This window comes from Nostoc sp. KVJ3, assembly GCF_026127265.1.
Taxonomy (GTDB): Bacteria; Cyanobacteriota; Cyanobacteriia; order Cyanobacteriales; family Nostocaceae; genus Nostoc.
The window spans coordinates 953,502-972,152 of sequence record NZ_WWFG01000002.1 but is presented as its reverse complement, the minus strand read 5'-3'; the positions used below and the strand labels follow the sequence as shown (position 1 = coordinate 972,152).

The 18,651-nt window shown below is 40.6% G+C and carries 11 protein-coding genes and 1 pseudogene; 6 read left to right on the top strand and 6 right to left on the bottom strand.

The window, feature by feature from the left end; genetic code table 11:
• Positions 1-601 precede the first annotated feature (601 nt).
• On the top strand, positions 602-1,804 hold the full coding sequence (locus tag GTQ43_RS20290; protein ID WP_265274560.1) for a 3-dehydroquinate synthase: 1,203 nt from the start codon (positions 602-604) through the stop codon (positions 1,802-1,804).
• Between the two features lie 8 nt (positions 1,805-1,812).
• On the opposite strand, the gene GTQ43_RS20285 is transcribed toward GTQ43_RS20290, so the two are convergent.
• From GTQ43_RS20285 to GTQ43_RS20270, 4 genes are all read right to left on the bottom strand, one after another.
• Positions 1,813-2,724: a hypothetical protein gene (locus tag GTQ43_RS20285; protein WP_265274559.1), complete on the bottom strand. Its 912-nt coding sequence runs from the start codon at positions 2,722-2,724 to the stop codon at positions 1,813-1,815.
• A 258-nt stretch (positions 2,725-2,982) separates the two neighbouring features.
• Positions 2,983-5,262, bottom strand: coding sequence for a response regulator (locus GTQ43_RS20280; RefSeq protein WP_265274558.1), 2,280 nt, complete (start codon positions 5,260-5,262; stop codon positions 2,983-2,985).
• Positions 5,263-5,267: 5 nt separating this feature from the next.
• Positions 5,268-5,693: a response regulator gene (locus GTQ43_RS20275; RefSeq protein WP_414859153.1), complete on the bottom strand. Its 426-nt coding sequence runs from the start codon at positions 5,691-5,693 to the stop codon at positions 5,268-5,270.
• Between the two features lie 17 nt (positions 5,694-5,710).
• Entirely contained in the window at positions 5,711-8,344 is a 2,634-nt protein-coding gene (locus GTQ43_RS20270) for a GAF domain-containing protein (protein WP_265274555.1), read from the bottom strand.
• Between the two features lie 677 nt (positions 8,345-9,021).
• Between GTQ43_RS20270 and GTQ43_RS20265 the strand changes: the two are divergent.
• Positions 9,022-10,553 (top strand): annotated as a pseudogene (locus GTQ43_RS20265) (DUF1565 domain-containing protein).
• A 130-nt stretch (positions 10,554-10,683) separates the two neighbouring features.
• Positions 10,684-11,448 carry a hypothetical protein gene (locus tag GTQ43_RS20260; RefSeq protein WP_265274554.1) on the top strand — a complete coding sequence of 255 codons (765 nt, stop codon included), beginning with the start codon at positions 10,684-10,686 and terminating at the stop codon, positions 11,446-11,448.
• Positions 11,449-11,487: 39 nt separating this feature from the next.
• On the opposite strand, the gene GTQ43_RS20255 is transcribed toward GTQ43_RS20260, so the two are convergent.
• Entirely contained in the window at positions 11,488-13,557 is a 2,070-nt protein-coding gene (locus tag GTQ43_RS20255; protein ID WP_265274553.1) for a tetratricopeptide repeat protein, read from the bottom strand.
• A 757-nt stretch (positions 13,558-14,314) separates the two neighbouring features.
• Here GTQ43_RS20255 and GTQ43_RS20250 point away from each other — a divergent pair.
• Positions 14,315-14,575 carry a hypothetical protein gene (locus tag GTQ43_RS20250; protein WP_265274552.1) on the top strand — a complete coding sequence of 87 codons (261 nt, stop codon included), beginning with the start codon at positions 14,315-14,317 and terminating at the stop codon, positions 14,573-14,575.
• 324 nt (positions 14,576-14,899) lie between these two features.
• Positions 14,900-15,580: a class I SAM-dependent methyltransferase gene (locus GTQ43_RS20245; protein WP_265274551.1), complete on the top strand. Its 681-nt coding sequence runs from the start codon at positions 14,900-14,902 to the stop codon at positions 15,578-15,580.
• A gap of 116 nt (positions 15,581-15,696) precedes the next feature.
• On the opposite strand, the gene GTQ43_RS20240 is transcribed toward GTQ43_RS20245, so the two are convergent.
• Positions 15,697-16,656 carry a 1-aminocyclopropane-1-carboxylate deaminase/D-cysteine desulfhydrase gene (locus tag GTQ43_RS20240; RefSeq protein WP_265274550.1) on the bottom strand — a complete coding sequence of 320 codons (960 nt, stop codon included), beginning with the start codon at positions 16,654-16,656 and terminating at the stop codon, positions 15,697-15,699.
• Between the two features lie 209 nt (positions 16,657-16,865).
• On the opposite strand from GTQ43_RS20240, the gene GTQ43_RS20235 reads away from it, so the two are divergent.
• Positions 16,866-18,596, top strand: coding sequence for a diflavin flavoprotein (locus GTQ43_RS20235; RefSeq protein WP_265274549.1), 1,731 nt, complete (start codon positions 16,866-16,868; stop codon positions 18,594-18,596).
• Positions 18,597-18,651: the final 55 nt, after the last annotated feature.

Sequence of the window (18,651 nt, the reverse complement as noted above, 5' to 3'; positions counted from 1 at the left end):
TCTATAAAAATCTCCCAACTTTAAATAAGATACTGTAAAGATGTGATTTTGATTAGATAAATACTAAAAGTAATTTACGGAAAAGCTTTAGAGTTTTATGTAGTAATAATATCTATTGCAACCTATGATATAGGAATCATATTTGATTTTTGAACAAAATTAGGTATTGTAGGGGAGCCAGTGTGTTGCGGTGAATCCAGCGCTGTAGGCGGGTTTCCCAACCTAGGCGACTGGTGAACCCGAAGGGAGGTTCCCTCCGTTGTAGCAACTGGCGTTGTGTTAGAACGAAGTTCGTAACGCACCATTATTAAGGGTTTGATGCCGTACTCTCCGTGCTAACACACCCTACTAATCTTTTCAGACATGAAACCGGATTACTATATTAAAGTCTAGGCATGAATAGAATTATAAGTCAAGGTTATTTCTAGCTTTATTTACTAAGATAATCGCACCTTCAAAGTATGAGTAATTGAGTAATTGAAATTGTCTATTAAATCATTCTTATGTGAAGTATTAATAGATTAGTTTGGGTTGCTTTACTACCAATTCTGATTGTAGTATTCTATCTATTTAGAGTTACTTAAAAAGTACTAATATTGAAATGATTATTCAACAAAAAACTGCTCTTAATCTGCAACCAATTAACCAATGTGTCCACGTGAGCTTCAACTATGATGTTCACTTCACTAGAGGTTTGTTTCAGTTAGATAATCCTTTACTTGCACAAGTGATTGCCGCAGGTGGAGAGACAACCCCAAAGCAAGTTCTAGTAGTTATAGATAGAGGATTTTTACATTCCCAGGATGGTTTGCTAAAAAAATTATTAGTTTACGCCCAGTATTATGAAGATGTATTAACACTGAGTGGTGAGCCGATAGTAGTTCCAGGTGGAGAAGCAGTCAAGAACGATTCTAGATTTATAGAGCAAATTCATCAACGAATCAATGCATCAGGATTGTGCCGTCACTCCTACGTCTTAGCAATTGGAGGTGGAGCCGTGCTAGATATGGCAGGATATGCAGCAACAACGGCTCACCGAGGAATTCGGTTGCTACGAGTACCGACAACAGTGTTAGGGCAAAATGATTCGGGTGTAGGAGTAAAGAACGGAATCAATGCTTTTGGCAAGAAAAACTTTTTAGGTACATTCATGCCACCTTATGCTGTCTTGAATGACTTTGATTTTCTTGCTAGCCTTGACGATCGCGATTGGCGATCGGGTATTGCTGAAGCGGTGAAAGTAGCGCTGATTAAAGATGCAGATTTCTTCGATTTCATTATGACTAATGCCGATAAGTTGGCTAATCGAGATATGGACATAATGGAAAGACTAATCTATCGCTGTTCGCAGTTGCATTTAGAGCATATTGCTGGTGGAGGCGACCCATTTGAAATGGGTTCATCGCGTCCTTTGGATTTTGGACACTGGGCTGCTCATAAACTGGAACATTTAACTAATTACAGTTTACGTCATGGTGAAGCTGTAGCGATCGGCATTGCTTTGGATACAACTTATTCATATTTAACAGGTCAACTCTTGAAATCTGAGTGGCAAAGTGTTATGAGTACACTCAGTAAATTAGGGTTCATATTGTACGTATCGGCACTGACAGAGCAATTAGACCAACTAGACCATCCCCATTGTCTATTTAAGGGGCTTACCGAGTTCCGCGAACACTTGGGAGGAAATTTGACAATCACTCTTCTAGAAAGAATCGGTAGAGGAATGGAAGTCCACCAAGTGGATTTGGCTTTATATAGAGATGCTATTTTGATGCTCCAAGATTGGGAAATTTTGCATTAAGACTTACTTCAGCTACTTCCCCCCACAATGTATACATAAGAACCTAAATTTTCATCATCTGTACCAACAATCACACCACCTTCTGCCCCAGGAACAAGTTCTATACCTTCAATTTTGTGGTAATCAGAGCGGTAAATGGGAATAAGTTGAGAATTTTGCCGCCATGCAATTTTGTTATCACGCAATCCCAGATAACCGGCAACATACACGGCTGATTGGAATGGGCCATCATCTCCGGCATCACTTGCTGAGGTGATGTAGACAATTCCTACGGGGTCTACCTTCATGTCTGAGATATGACGCACATTACCAGATGGAAACGGTACTTTCAGATTGGCAGAACCGGCGAGAGTAATTTGATATTTAGCCAAGTCAAACATTCCCCAAAATATAGTTGCCGGTTGTTCTCCTTCACCTCGATGTCCCCAAATCGCAACTAATTTACCGTCTATATTTTGTAATCCAAACCCTTCAAAATTATTTCCTTGAATAATTCCTGGTAAATTGAATTCTTTGAGAACTAAGATGGTTTTGTTGGTAGGGTTTAACCTGATATAATAAGCTTTACCAGAACTGCTTAAAGCGATAAAAGAGAATTTTGTTTTCTCTGGAACCGATGTTAAAGCTTCTAAATCGATGGGCAATTCTATGTTACTTGGCCAGTTTAAAGGGAAATATTCAGGTTGCTTTTTCCCTTCAATACTAATAATTGCTAAACGGGTTTGATTGGGTTTTTTGTTGTCATGAACAATCAGAAAATCTAGGGTATTGCTTTGCTGCTCTATCAAAGCCATACCACTGATACCGAAAGGGATACCGCCGCGAACTGGTCGCCAATCTTGCGCCCAAACTTGCACAGATATGAGTAACAATGCACTCAAGACTACTATATTGATAATTAATCTGAGAAACCGAGGCATAGTAATTCGTAATTTGTAATTCGTAATTCGTAATTACAGTTACCCACCTTTAAAAGGACTGATTATTGTAAAGACGGCGATTTATTGCGTCTCTTGCCTTAACCGGACAGTATTGACTGTACTCCTACTAGGGTGAGTCTATTTATATGAAAATAGCTGTAATTGAGTCAACTGTTGCCTGAACCGATGCTCCATCATAGCAACCCTTCATGCCTATGGCTATAATAAGTAGCTTTTTGCTGCACTTAATTCAATTTTTCAGGATAGTACTTTTTGTAAAGAAAGCAATAATTCGTTGACTGTATAGGGCTTTACCAAAAACGTATTCACACCAATGGCAGCTACGGCACTGAGCTTATTGTCAGACATGAGTCCACTGCTGGCAATAATTCTGACTTGAGGGTTGATTTTTTGCAGGGTACGGATGGCAGTTAAACCATCCAGCGAAGGCAGCATAATATCCATGAGTACGGCACTAATTTTGTCCTGATTTTGAGCGTATAATGCGATCGCTTCAATGCCATCACTAGCAATTAGGGTTTTGTAGTTGTGAGTTTCTAAGGATGTTTTTGTAATCTCTTGAATTGCAACTTCATCATCCACAAGCAAAATCAATTCTCCATGTCCTGTCTGTGGTGGCAATTCCTCTGGAGTAATTGTTTCCATTCCTTCCACTGCTGGTAAGTAAACCTGAAAGCTAGTGCCACCTTCCGGTTCGCTATACACGTTCACAAAACCTCCGTGGCTTTTAATAATCCCCAGAACGGTGGAAAGTCCTAAACCAGTGCCTTGTCCTACATCTTTTGTGGTAAAGAATGGCTCAAAAATTCTATCTAAAATTTCTTTAGGAATCCCAACTCCATCATCGGAGACAGTAATCAATATGTAAGGCCCCTCTTTGGCTTCCAGGTTCATGCGGGCATAATTTTCGTCAATCAACAGATTTTCAGCAGAGATACTCAAACTACCGCCATTGGGCATGGCATCGCGGGCATTAACGCAGAGGTTCATCAATACTTGATGCAGTTGGGTGCTATCTCCAGAAACCATCCACAAATCTTGGAGTATATCAGTGCTGACTTCTATGGATTTGGGAAATGTCTCTTTCAGAATCTTGGCAACTTCCACAATCAGATGTCTGAGTTGCAAAGTGATGCGCTTCCCTTCTACCCCCCGTGCAAAGGATAGCACCTGTTTGACTAAATCAGCTCCACGTCTAGCGTTGGTTTCCAAAATCTCCAGTAAATGGTGGGTGCGCTCATCTGCATCGGGAAATTTGAGGGGTAAAAGTTGCGCTCCTGCCAAAATCGGTGTCAGAATATTGTTGAGGTCGTGAGCAATACCGCTAGCTAGAGTGCCAATGCTTTCGAGGCGTTGGGCGCGAAATAATTGGGCTTCTAAGTGTTTTTTCTCGGTAATATCTGTGTCAACGGTGAGAATTGATTTAGGTTTACCCTGTTCGTCACATACTATACTCCAGCGACTGGCAACTAGGATTTCTTTGTCTGTTTTGGTAAGTTTAGTTAATTCGCCCTGCCACTTGCCTTTACTAATAACTTGTAAAAGAGCCGCTTCGATTTCTGGTGAAGGTTCATCATACAAAAGCTCACTAGCGTTTTTACCCCAAACTTCTGTCGCTTGCCAACCGAAAAGTGTTTCTGCGCCTTTATTCCAGAAAATAATTTGATTGTTTAAATCTCGCACGCAAATGGCATCTGTGGTGACATCAAGTAATGCGGCTTGTTCGCGGATTTTTTCTTCTGCCGATTTGCGTTCGCGTCGCGCAGCTTGTTTTTCGCTAATATCAATACTGGCACAGGTCACGCCCACAATTTCTTGCGACTCGTTCCGCAATGGCTCAACTGTCAAATCGTAATATCGAGTTGTATCTTGGATTGTAATTGATACTTCCTCTCGTGTTCCGATGCAAGTAGTTAGTACCCTACGTTTAATTGTGGTGAGACGTTGAGCATCTTCAACTGGGATAATATCTAAGTCTTGTTTCCCCAATATTTCCTCAACTGTCAATCCAGATGGGGGATTGTAAACCCAGGTGTAGCGTAAATCTCTATCTTGGTTATATACAAAGATGGGAGAGTTTTTCAGGGCAACCCGAAATCGCTCTTCACTCTGTCGCAGTGCATTATCTGCCCGTTGACGTTCGATAGCATAACGCATGGAGCGCACCAGCAAATCACCAGTTACTTGCCCTTTGACTAAATAATCTTGCGCTCCTTCTTGCATGGCGCTAATTGCCAGGGTTTCATCATTTATACCTGTCAACACTATTATCGGAGTGGCTTTTGCTTGATGGTGAGCAATCACAAAAGTTTCTAGTCCCTGGCTATCTGGCAAGGAAAGGTCTAGCAAAATCACATCAAAAATTTCCTTTGCTAGGTAGTTGATTGCTTCCGAAAGCCGCTCAACGGGCATCAAATCAACAACAACTGTGGTAACTTCCTTTAAAAACTCCTGTAATAAAACAACATCTCCAGGGTTATCTTCTACTAATAAGACTTTAAGAATTTTACCTGCCATTTCGACTACTCCGGTGGCAGTTTTACGATCGCAAACCAAAAATTTTCGATTGATTTTACAATTTTAACGAATTGATCGAAATCTACTGGCTTAGTTATGTAACAGTTTGCAGATAAATTATAGGCTTTGAGGATGTCTTCTTCAGCTTGAGAAGTAGTTAGAACTACTACCGGAATCCGTTTGAGTTTTTCGTCTGCTTTTATTTCTGCCAGTACCTCTCGCCCATCTTTTCTGGGCAGGTTAAAATCGAGCAGCACAATATCGGGATGAGCTACATTAACATATATTCCTTCTTTTCGCAAGAATGCCATTGCTTCCACACCATCTTCGACCACATTCAAGTGAATCGAGATTTTGCTATCTTCTAGGGCGATGCGGGTAAGTTGGGCATCACCGGGATTATCCTCTACTAACAAAACCTCAATAGGCATAATCGCTGTTATGTTACTCACGATTGTTTACCTGCTCTATCTGGAATTGTGAAGTAGAAAGTCGAGCCTTGACCCGGTTTCGACTCAACCCAAATCCGGCCACCGTGGCGTTCTATAATTTTTTTACAAATTGCCAGACCAATTCCAGTACCGGGATACTTGTCTCTACCGTGCAAGCGCTGAAAAATGATAAAAATCCGTTCAGCATACTGGGATTCTAAACCGATTCCATTATCGCACACCCAGAACAAATATTCGTTTTGAGTGGGGAGTGGGGGAGATGAGGTAGTATTTTCTTCCCCTGCTCCCCCTGCTTCCCCTGCTTCCCCTGCTTCCCCTGCTTCCCCTGCTCCCCCTACTCCCCCTACTCCCCATTCCCTACTCCCCACCCCAATGTGAATTTTTGGCTGCTGATTCTGGCAAAATTTGATCGCGTTGCCAATCAGGTTTTGAAATACTTGTGTGAGTTGGGTGCTATCAGCCACCACTTCCGGTAAAGGATCGTGAGTGACAATTGCTCTACTATCTGCGATCGCAATTTGGAGATTAGCGATCGCTTGCTGTATTATCACATTACAATCCACTAACTTAAAAGGCTGTCCCCGGGTGCTAACGCGGGAATAATTCAACAAATCGTTGATTAGGGTTTGCATCCGCCGGGCCCCATCTACTGCATAGTTGATAAACTGATCGGCATTAGCATCGAGTTGATTTTTGTATCTTCGTTCTAATAGCTGTAAATAACTCGTTACCATCCGCAACGGTTCTTGCAAGTCATGGGAAGCCACATAAGCAAACTGTTCCAATTCCGCATTAGAACGGACAAGTTCTTGACTTTGCTGGGTTTCTTTTTCTAATAGTTGCGCTTGAGATAAAGCAATGCCAATTTGGTTAGCTAGTTGCTGTAACAATTCCGTCTCAAACTGATTCCATTGTCGAGGTGCGTCGCACTGATGAGCCAGCAACAAGCCCCAAATGTTATCCCTGAGAAGAATCGGTACTACAAGGTTAGCTCTGACTGCAAACTGCTGAAGAAATTCTCGATGGCATGGTTGAATATGAGCAGCTTGAACATCTTCAATAGTACTCACTCTACCCTGGCGATATCTTTCTATATATTTTTCTTTAAAGCAACCATCGAGCAGATTTTCTCCCAAAATTACTGGACAACCAGGTAATACAGCCTCTTGGATTACTGTTCCCGAACCATCAGCTTCTAGTCGAAAAATTAAAACTCGGTCGGCTTGGAGTAACTTTTGTACTTCTGTAACTGTGGTTTGAAGAATCTCATCTATTTGTAAAGATTCTCGAATTTTCAGAGTGATTTCGGCGAATAATTGCGATCGCAAATTCTGCCGTTTTAATTCTTCATCTGCCCGCTTGCGATCTGTGATATCTGTATAAGAACCCACCATGCGAACTATATCACCCAATGCGTCCCAAAGTGCCTGTCCTCGATCTAGAATCCATTTATAGCTACCGTCTTGGCATTGAACTCGATATTCACAGACGTAAAACAGTGTTTTCTTGGCAAAGTGGTCTTGGAAAGCTTGAAGTACCAAATCTCGCTCATCGGGGTGGATTCGTTTTGTCCATTCATCCCAATCGCTGGAAACTTCGTGGTCTTTATAGCCGAGCATTTCTTGCCAACGAGTTGAGAAGAACACTTCATTAGTCTTGAGGTTCCAATCCCAAATACCATCATTATTACCATGTAATGCTAATTGCCAGCGTTCTTCACTTTCCCGTAGTGCTTCTGCTGTTCGCCGCCGTTCAGTAATGTCTTGGAAATTAATAGACAAACCATCTTTTGCCGGATAAGTGTGGACTTGAAGCCAGCAGTTTAGTGACGGATAAAACTCCTCAAATTCCACACTCACCTGTTCTAAAATTGCCCTGTGAAACTCACGGTAAAATGTTGTGCTGATGATTTCTGGAAACGCTTCCCAGATATTTTTATCCAACAATTCATTCTGTTTTTTTTGTAACAGCCGTTCTGCTTGACCATTAATATAGGTGAATCGCCACTTTTTATCTAAGGCAAAAAACCCATCAGTGATGCTTTCAAGAAGATTAGTGATGCGGATTCTCGCAGCTTCAGACTGGGCGCGGGTTGCTTGCTCGTGGGTAACAAGTTGCTCGGTAACTTGAGATACCTCAGTTATATGCCGCCTCAGTTCTAGTTGGTCGATTACCAAGCGACTCAAAGCCACAAGTGCCTCAACTTGTTTTTGGCTCAATTCTTTGGGAACTCGATCAATTACACACAGAGTTCCTAGCATATCTCCCTTGGGGGTAATTAGGGGTACACCTGCATAAAACCGCACGAATGGATAGCCAGTTACTACCGGATTATTTGCCAACTTTTCATCAGCTAGGGTATCAGGAATCACTACAACATTACGCCGCTCTTGGCAAAGGTAAGATAACCCAATACTGCGGGGCATTTCTGATACATCTAATCCTACTTTTGCTTTGAACCATTGACGATTTTCATCAATGAAATTTACTAAGGAGATGGGAGTACCGCAAATAAATGCCGCTAACTGAGCAAGATTGTCGTAAGCTTCTTCGGGTTCGGTGTCAAGAATTTGATACTGACGGAGAGCTTCTAGTCTCGCTACTTCTGTATCAATGTGTCCAACTTTCATTAATTTTTATTAATTCTAAATTTAATTCTCAGTCAGCAGCGTGACTATCTCTAGAACAACTTAACCTTTTTTAACAATCCTTAGTACAGCTTTGCGTAAAATTGTGGCAATTGAGGGTTTAATTTTAAACGCAGAGGGGCGCAGCTGACTTTTCACGGTATCTAGAAAACCTTTTATACCAATTTAATGTGAAGTTGCACATATCTTGATCCCCCTAAATCCCCCTTATAAAGGGGGACTTTGATTCTAGTCCCCCCCTTTTTTAAGGGGGGTTAGGGGGGATCTAAAGCTGTGGGGCAACTCTAAAAGACTTGTGTGTACACCGTAGCTTAAAAAGGGGGGCAAAGAATCTCATCTCTTAAAGTTCCCCTTTTTAAGGGGAGCCACTGCGCCCTTGCGGTTCCCCGACTTGTAGCAACTGGCGTGTATCAACGCAAATACCTTGTTTCAGGTTTTTATCAATCATTCTTTGATGATAAATAACCGAAGCTGTAGGGGCAATTCATGAATTGCCCCTACAACAGATGTGGTTTTTCGAGTTATCTATATTTAATCTTTCCTGTGAATGCGTAAGTCCTATGGGAGTACTCTTAATGAAATGTTGTCCTGCTGAATTCTAAATAGCTGAATTTTTCTTGAAGATTGTCATAATTAAAACAATTGACTCTCAATTATCAATGGTGAACTCTACCCTCGTCGTTACACTCTATATCAACCCTATGACAGGGAATGATACTAATACTGGTTCACGGTTGAGTCCATTTAAAAGCCTCACCCGTGCCTTAAAAGTAACCAAAATCTCCACGATAATTTATCTGGAATCGGGGATTTATAGCGCTGCTAGTGGTGAGGTTTTTCCATTAATCATCCCTGGAGCAGCAACGGTGGTGGGTAAGGAAGCAAACAAAGGCGCAGGAATTGTAATTTCTGGGAGTGGTGAGTATCAAAGTCCCAGCTTTGGGATGCAAAATATTACGCTGCTCTTGCTAGATAATGCCAGTCTTGTGGGTGTAACTGTCAGCAATCCCTCTGCAAAAGGTACTGGTATCTGGATTGAATCGGCTACAGCTACTTTAGCTAACAATACTTTCAGCGACTGTGGGCGGGAAGGTGTGTTTGCCACTGGTACTGCCAAACCTGCAATTTTAGATAACATATTTGTGCAAAATACTGCTAGTGGGTTAGTGATGGCAGGTCATAGCCAGGGAGAAGTACTACGGAATGTATTTGAAAGAAATCCTTTAGGCATAGCAATTAGTGACTTTGCCGCCCCAACGATCGCAAATAACAAATTATCAGAAAATCGCACCGCGATCGCCCTTTCTCGCAGCGCCCAACCTGTGCTGCGGCAAAATCTTATTGTTAAAAATACCCAAGGTGGCCTCTTAGTCAATGGCAATGCAATTCCCGATTTAGGTAATACCCAAGATCCCGCTAATAATATTTTTCGTGATAATAATGAATTTGATTTATATAATGCTACTAAACAAACGCTGATTTCCGTAGGTAATGAGTTGAATATTGCTCTAGTCAAAGGCTTGGCTGAATTGATTCCATACAATCAAGTAGTAAATAGCACCAGTTTTTCTGATGCTCCCATTGAATCCCCATCTCAAAAACTCCCCGCACCTGTTCAACTAGATGAACATTGGGCAAAACCATTTATTCAGGCATTAGTGAGCATGGATTTAACTCATGGTGTTATCGATGGTAATTACCAGCCAGATAAACCCATGACTCGCGCCCAGTATGCATCTCTGGTGGCGATCGCTTTTAACCCATTTCCCAAAATCTCAGCACCTGATTTTACGGACATACCCAAGGATTTCTGGGCTTATAGCGCCATCAAAATCGCGGCTAGCAGTGGCTTTGTGGCGGATTTAGCGATCGCACTTTTCGCCCCGATCGATATGTCCAGAGGCTACAGGTGATTGTCTCCCTAGTAAACGGACTAGGACTACCACCGGCAGATAACGATGTTTTAGAAGTATATAGCGATCGTCATACCATTCCCGACTCCGCTCGAAAAGCCGTAGCCACTGCTACACAACAAAAAATCATTGTTAATTACCCAGATCCCAAACTAATTGCCCCTTCACGTTTGGCAACACACGCCGAAGTTGCAGCAATGGTTTATCAGGCATTAGTCGCCATTGGGCGATCATCTGCGATTAAATCAGTCTATGTAGGGTTGCATTCTCGAAGTTGACAAGTAGAATAGGAAACACTGCTTATCGGCTTGGTACTCTTGGGAAAAAAAACCATGTAGTTAAAAGCACGCTACGCTAATATGCGATGGGTGAAAAATCTTAGACTTATTGCCGAAAGCTAATAGCCCCATGATAACAACACTTCCAGATACTTCTGCTAACTTGGCGATCGCCTTATTAATTAACTATAGTTTTGATCTCAGTGGGTATAGTGCCAATGAGCTAGTTGAACGTTGGCAAACGCAATACCCACTTAATTGGCTACACCTGGCAGTGATTGAGGCACTATATCAAGGTCGTTATAAAGCAGTTTCCGTGCAGCAAATATTAGTATTTTGGCAGCGCCGGGATCAGGCTACATATCATTTCAACATGGAATTTGAACGCATGGTTTGTAGTAAATTTCCCCAAAGTTTAACTTCATCACCTGCACTAGCCTTGCCGCAAGCCAAGAAAAACCCCATTGTAGAGAAAGTCACGAGTCCTCAATTACCACCTGCGAAGATTCACAACAGCTATCAACACGGCAGTACTGCAACTCTACAATTGAAAAGTTCCGAACAAAAGGCATCTTTGAGCGAACAAGAGGCGACGCGGGAAGATAGAGACAATAAAACTGTCTTGAAATCTCCCCTTTCTAGTAAATTTGCCTCTTCTGCAACCCTTCAGCTATCCTCTGCTGTTAGCCAAAAGCAAACTTCACCAGAAAGTCCACCACCTCCCCCATCACCAAGCCGTCATCAACGTCAGCAAAAACTGCTCCCACCTGCTGCTATTCATGCCCCCATCGGGCAATTTACTCCAGAGAAAAGCGATCGCTCTGACTCTTTTACATCTAAACTCAAAGCAATGTCTGGCGAAAAGGATCAGCCAGCTGTGGGGAGTGGGGAGTAGGGAGTGGGGGGACAAGGGGGACAAGGAGCAACCAATGCTCTAATCTACAACTAACTGCTTAAAGCGCTCATCATTAGCAATATCATCAAAATCTAGATCGGTTGCTGCGTCTTCTCTATACCTGGGATCGAGTTCAATTGCCTGTTTCAGAGTTACCAGAGAAAGTTCAACTTGTCTTTGCAGTGCGTAACAGGCTGCTTTGTTATAATAAGCACTGGCATAATCTGGCTTAATTTCTAACGTTTTGTTAAAACTAGCGATCGCTTCATCATCGCGTCCTAATCTTACCAATGTATAACCGCGTTTATCCCAGATTTTGGGAGAGTTGGGTTGGAATTCCAGCGCTTTATCAAAAGACGCTATGGCCTCTTCATATTGTTCCAATGCTACTAGAGAAAGACCGCGATTTAACCAAGCTACAGCATCATCAGGCTTGATTTGTGCAGCTTTGTCGAATGAAGCAAAGGCTTGCTGATGCTGTTGTAAGTTTCCAAAAGCCACGCCGCGATCGCACCAAGCTTGATGATAATCTGGTTGGAGTTTGATAGCTCGATCGTAGGATGCGATCGCATCTTTGTAGCGTTTCAACCTTCCAAGAGTTAGACCTCGTTTTAACCAAGCTATAGGTTCATCAACTTTAATTTTAACCGCTTCGTTGTAAACTGCGATCGCATCTTCATAGCGCTTTTGTGAAAACAGATCATCTCCTTGTTTTACATACTCATCAGCAGTCAATTCTGATTGTTGTAGCTGTTCCTGTATTTCTTCCTCAACTTCAGAATTCGTTACATCTAGAATTGATTCAGATGTGATTTCAGTTAGTTCTTGAAGAATGAGGTCTTTTCTTTCTTGGGCATCTAATTGTAACTCAGAGAGTTGAGAGACAAACTCGGTTTCTAGTCTTTCTAACTTCTCCAAAATAAGAATCTTTTGTTGTTGAGCATTCCATTGCAATTCTGAAAATTGCGAACTAAATTCAGAACCAGATTTTTCTAAATTTTCAATAATTAACTCTTTGTGCTTTTGAGCATCTACTTGTAGTTCAGATAGTTGTTCAGCAAACTCTGACTGTAATGCTACTAAACTTTCAACAATTTTATTTTTTTGCTCCTGAGCATCTTCCTGTAAATCAGATAATTTAGATTTTAATTGATTATCTGATTTTTCTAAATTCTCAAATGTAATTTCTTTTTTGTTGTGAGCATCTACCTGTAAATTTGATAATTGTTCAGCAAATTCTGACTGCAACTTTATTAAACTTTCAATAACTATATCCTTTTGTTTCTGAGCATCATACTGCCATCCAGAAAGTTGAGATATAAACTCAGATTTTGATACTTCTAAATCAGCAACGGCTATTTCTTGCTGTTGTTGTACACCTAACTTTAACTTAGATAATTCCTGTGTTAGAATAGATGCTACACTTCCTAGATTTTCTAGTGCTATATCTCTTTGTTGTTGAGCATCCAACTCTAACTTAGATAGTCCATAAGCACAATTTGACTCTAAAGTTGCTATATTTTCCTGAGATTTTTTGAGTTCAGCTTCTAATCTATTTAATACCTGCACCTTAGCTAAATCTATTTCAGATGTCAGATTAGATAAATTTTCTTCTTCATTTTTAATTTTTTGTCGTAAGCTAACTGTTTCTTGCCCTAATTCATAATTTATTTTCTTAGCTTCTTGAATAAGATTTTCAGTCTCTTGCTTAACACTGGTTAGCTGATTTTGTAATTTTTCCATTCCCTGCAACTGTTGCATTGCTCTATCAACAATTTCACGGATTACCGCCCGTCGTAGTAGCCAAAATAAAGCAATGATTGCAACTGGAAATAGACTTAATATAACTAGCCAGATATTGATTAAAATATTTGTACGGCTAAAAGCGCTCTTAAAATCAGATTGAACTTGCTGTTGAATTCGCTTTTCTGCTCGTAGTTGGGCTAATTCTTCTCGTTCCCGATTCGATAAAACCGGAGTAGGGATTAGTGCTGGGGTGGGTGATGGTGCAGATTGTCCATTGGCAATACCTATAGATAACAATAAGGGTAAAAAGACAATAGTGCTTTTTACAATTAAAGCGAAAACAGCTTGATTTTTGCTCTTCATAACAACCATCTCAGTCTGTTGGTCAGTTTTTGAAGCGGCGTGCCTCTCTCCAATCTATAACAGAATTAAGTAGTTAAATGTTGTAGAGGCAGTAGGAAATGCTGAACAATCCTTAACAAACCCTTTCTTCGTCCCTTAGAGTACGTAAAACTTTAGTAGGAGATTGCAGTCAAGTTTTTGACATTATCTTTTGTGAGTTACCATTATAACATTAACAAGTTGAAACTACTGGCAAAGATGGCATACACTAAGTAGCACAAATAATAATTTATAGGAGCATCAATGCTTTTTCAGAGCATCTACCGAAATAAATTCGGATTTTGTTTCTACAGACTACTAGTAGTCTGTGTCATTAGTTCTGAAAGGTTGGTTTATAATCAAAACCCTGTAGAGACGGCAATTTATCGCGTCTCTCCAACCTATCAAAATTAATGACATGGACTAATAGTGAGGACTTCAGTCTTTATTCTCTAAGCACTAAAGTGCTTACTACAAACCCTCACAACTAGCTTGACAGACTACTAGTACAGTGCGGCGGAAATAAACCACCCATTCCAAATCAATGAAACCCTCATGCTGTATTCGTTTTTAATTTTTAATTTTTAATTTTTAATTCCGCCCTGCGGTACTAGTGCGTTTAAATTGAGATTTGCACCTTTAGGCGAAGTGTCAGGTGTGCGTATTTCGCACTAACATTAGATCATCTAGGGTAGGCAGATTACTTGTCTTAAAATTTACTTCATAAAGGCGGTAGAAAATGGGTCGGCTAAATCCTTATACATTGCAATTGCAAATTACCCGAATGTTTGAGCAAGGGCAATCATTTTTTGCCACAACCAAAGTGCAAGAATGGTTGAAAGAACACAAACACAATCCAGAAGATTATGACATCATCTTCCATAAAAAACCTGCGCCTCCTGGTTCAAAAGAAGTGATGGTAGTAGAAATTGAATTACGCCGTAAAGATGGACAACCTGTAGATCCTTGGTTGCAGGAACAAGCAAATCTTCATGCTTGATTTTAAGAACTAGAAAATTTCAATTCATCTTATCTTAACAGAATTTACCAAAGTTTAGCGTTTCCAATTTGGGAACGCTCTTTTTATATAGCATCAATCAATAGGCTTGGGTTAATTTCTAAATCATTAGACATCTGCTGAAAAAGAATGTAGGGATGCAATATATCGCGTCTGTAAATATTTTTGTCCAACTACTATTAAGCAAAATCACCCAATCAGGTGAATCAAGTGGGTGAGGCATGAGAAACACAAATTATCGTACCTTAAGACTATATAAATGGTTGTTTTACACACCAACTTATAGCCTTAAAAATTAGGGAATGAATGATGATTGTCAACCAAATTATTGGAGATTCACAAAATCGCACTTCTAGCAACTTTGGTAAACGTTTCTTTGCCTGGATGATGGCTCAAAGTAGTAGCACGTATGATAAAATATCGAGCGATGTCTACGACGGGCTACGCCTACGCAAACGTTCTCTTTTTGCAAATCTCCAAGGTAAAGTGTTAGAAATTGGGCCAGGAACAGGCCATAATCTGCCTTACTACCCTAAAGATATCCACTGGATAGGAATTGAGCCAAACCCACATCTGCATTCCTATCTCCGAAAACAAGCAGAAAAACTTAGCCTAAACATCGACCTACGAATTGGTAATGCTGAATGGTTAGATGCTGAAGATAACAGTATAGATACTGTGGTTAGTACTTTAGTCTTGTGTTCAGTGCCAAATATAGATTATACATTACAGGCAATTTTAAGAGTACTCAAACCAGGTGGACGCTTCTTATTTATTGAACACGTCGCTGCACCTCAAGGAACTATATTACGACAACTACAAAGGACAATTAGTCCGATTTGGAAAGTGATAGGTGATGGTTGTCATCCAGATAGAGAAACTTTGATTGCTTTAGAAAATGCTGGTTTTGCTAGTGTGAATTATGAGAGATTTGATACAAGATTACCGATTGTTAGTCCTCATATTATCGGCGTAGCGACAAAGTGAAAGAACTTTTTGGAGGTGGCTGAATAAAAGTATTAAATATCAAGATTGGCGTGTGAATTTAACTGGTTATAGTAAAATTTCATACAAAGCTAACTGATATTTCATTAAGTGGCAACTCAAATTTTAGAAAATCTCTGCAATCTTTCTTCCATGCCAACATTACCCTGTAAACCGCCTGTGTGTACTAGCAGCAACGAATCACCTTTACCAAAAAATCCCTGCTTTAGTAAATCCATCACACCGTAAAACATTTTAGCAGTATATACGTAATCAAGGGGTACGCCATGTTCCTCTGTGAACTGTTGGCTAAACATTAGCAATTCGTCGTTTACCTTTGCATAGCCGCCAAAGTGGTAATCACACATCAATTCCCAGGAAGCGGGATAGTTAGATGGTGTAGGTAAATCGGAGGCGAGGTAATTTGTCAACAAACTTTCGATTTCTTGTGCAAGAAATGCCCCATTTTTGAGAACGGGAAAAGCGATCGCTCTTTGTCCTTTATACAACGAAAGCGCAATCCCTGCTAGTGTGGTAGCTGTACCGCATGCTACGCATATATGATCAAATGCGTAGGCGTAGCCAGCCGTAGGCATCGCATCACCAATTATCTCCATACAGCCGCGCACACCATTTAAATTACTCCCACCTTCGGGAATGATAAACACTTCATCAAAATGTTGTTGCAGATATTCCTCTAACGCTGATGTGTTGCGCTGTCGATACATATCGCGGTTCAAATACACAAGCTGCATACCCTGCTTTACAGCGAAACTCAGCGTCGGATTCAGTGGTAGCCTTTCCTCTCCACGAATTACGCCAATGGTACGAAAACCGAAAAGATTACCAGCTGCCGCAGTTGCATAGATGTGATTGGAATAAGCGCCACCAAAGGTAAGTAATGTTGTGAAATTTTTCTGCTTGGCTTCCAAAAGGTTGTACTTCAACTTAAACCACTTGTTGCCGTTAACCCACGGGTGCATGAGATCGAGGCGCAACACATACAGATCAACACCAGCACTATGAGCGATTTCGCTGTTGATTTTTTGTATAGGGGGAGGAAAAAATATTGATGACATCCGTAAATATTCTAACTTAGTATTTACATTTTCTCACATTCATTATTGATGATAAACATTGAGTAATTTCAATGGTAAATCAATATCAATGAAGAATAAATGTTTCTGATGATTATCTTTAGAAATTAGCATTTTACTAATTGAGTATTTCAGGTCAATATAAGAAACATAAAGCTCGCTTCAGATAACAATCTTTTTGGAGAAAACAAATGGTTGCACTCATCCAGCCCACTCAAGTTACTCCCAACTCAGGACGTTTGACAGTTCAAACTGTTGAAATTGCTCCTCAAACAACTGCCATTCGTTGTCTAGACTGGGATAGAGAACGTTTTGATGTCGAGTTTGGTCTACGGAATGGTACCACCTATAATTCTTTCTTAATTCAAGGGGAAAAAGTTGCCTTAGTTGACACATCTCACCGCAAGTTTGAGCAATTATATCTTGAAATATTGGTGGGATTAATCGATCCGACTAAAATAGATTATTTGATTATTAGCCACACAGAACCAGACCATAGTGGCCTAGTAAAAAATATTTTGCAATTAGCTCCCTCCATTACTGTTGTCGGTGCTAAGGTAGCTATTCAATTTTTAGAAAATATGGTTCACCAGCCTTTTAATTCAAAGCAGGTGAAAAGTGGAGAGCGATTAGATTTAGGTAACGGACACGAATTAGAATTTATCTCTGCACCTAACTTACACTGGCCTGATACAATCTTTACTTATGACCACAAAACTAGCACTCTCTACACTTGTGATGTGTTTGGGATGCACTACTGTGATGACCATACTTATGATGAAAATATCACCTTACTTGAGGAAGATTTTCAATATTATTATGATTGTCTCATGGGGCCTAATGCTCGGTCTGTTTTAGCAGCTTTAAAGCGCATTGAAAAGTTAGAAATAAAAACAGTTGCTACAGGACATGGCCCTTTATTACAACACTATATTTCCGAATGGCTCGGACGGTATGAAAGTTGGAGTTTAGAACAAGCAAAAACAGAGGCTTTAGTAGCTCTGTTTTATGTTGAAGATTATGGGTATAGCGAGCAGTTAGTCCGTACAATAGCTCATGGATGTGCAAAAACAGGGGTAGCAGTAGAATTATTTCCTCTCAATAGTTCAGAGCCTCAAGAAGTTAGAGAATTAGTTGCACAATCTTCTGGTTTAGTAATTGCAATGCCACCCCAATCTTCGGTGATAGCTCAAGCTTCTTTAAGCACTATTTTAGCTGCTATTCATAAGAAACAGGCAATTGGTTTATTAGAGTCGGGAGGGGGAGAAGATGAACCCATTTATCCTTTACGCAATAAGTTTCAAGAACTGGGATTAACTGAAGCTTTTCCTCCTATTTTAGTTAAGGAAATCCCTACCCCAGCAACGGAACAGCTTTGTGATGAAGCGGGGACAGATTTGGGTCAATGGTTGAACCGCGATCGCACCATTAAACAAATAAAATCTATCAATACCGAGTTAGAGAAAGCTTTAGGGCGGATTAGCACAGGATTATACATCATCACCGCCAAAAAAGGAGAAGTTCAGAGTGCAATGTTTGCTTCTTGGGTAACACAAGCGAGTCTTGAGCCTTTAGGAGTAGCGATCGCAGTATCCAAAGACCGGGCAATTGAATCGTTGATGCACGTTGGCGATCGCTTTGTTTTAAATGTTTTAGAAGAAGGGAAATATCAAGGATTAATGAAACATTTCCTCAAACGTTTTGCTCCTGGTGCAGATAGATTTGCTGGAGTGAAAACATATCCAGCTAAAAATGAATCACCCGTTTTAGCTGAAGCTTTAGCTTACATGGAATGTGAAATTACTAGCCGCATGGATTGTGGAGATCATTGGGTAATTTATAGTACAGTCCAAACTGGAAGAGTTGCCAAGCTAAATGCACTTACTGCCGCCCATCACCGCAAAATTGGCAATCATTACTAAATTGGGCATTGCTTATTCTCCTGTTCTGCCTCATCTTCTAAACTCCTCACTCACC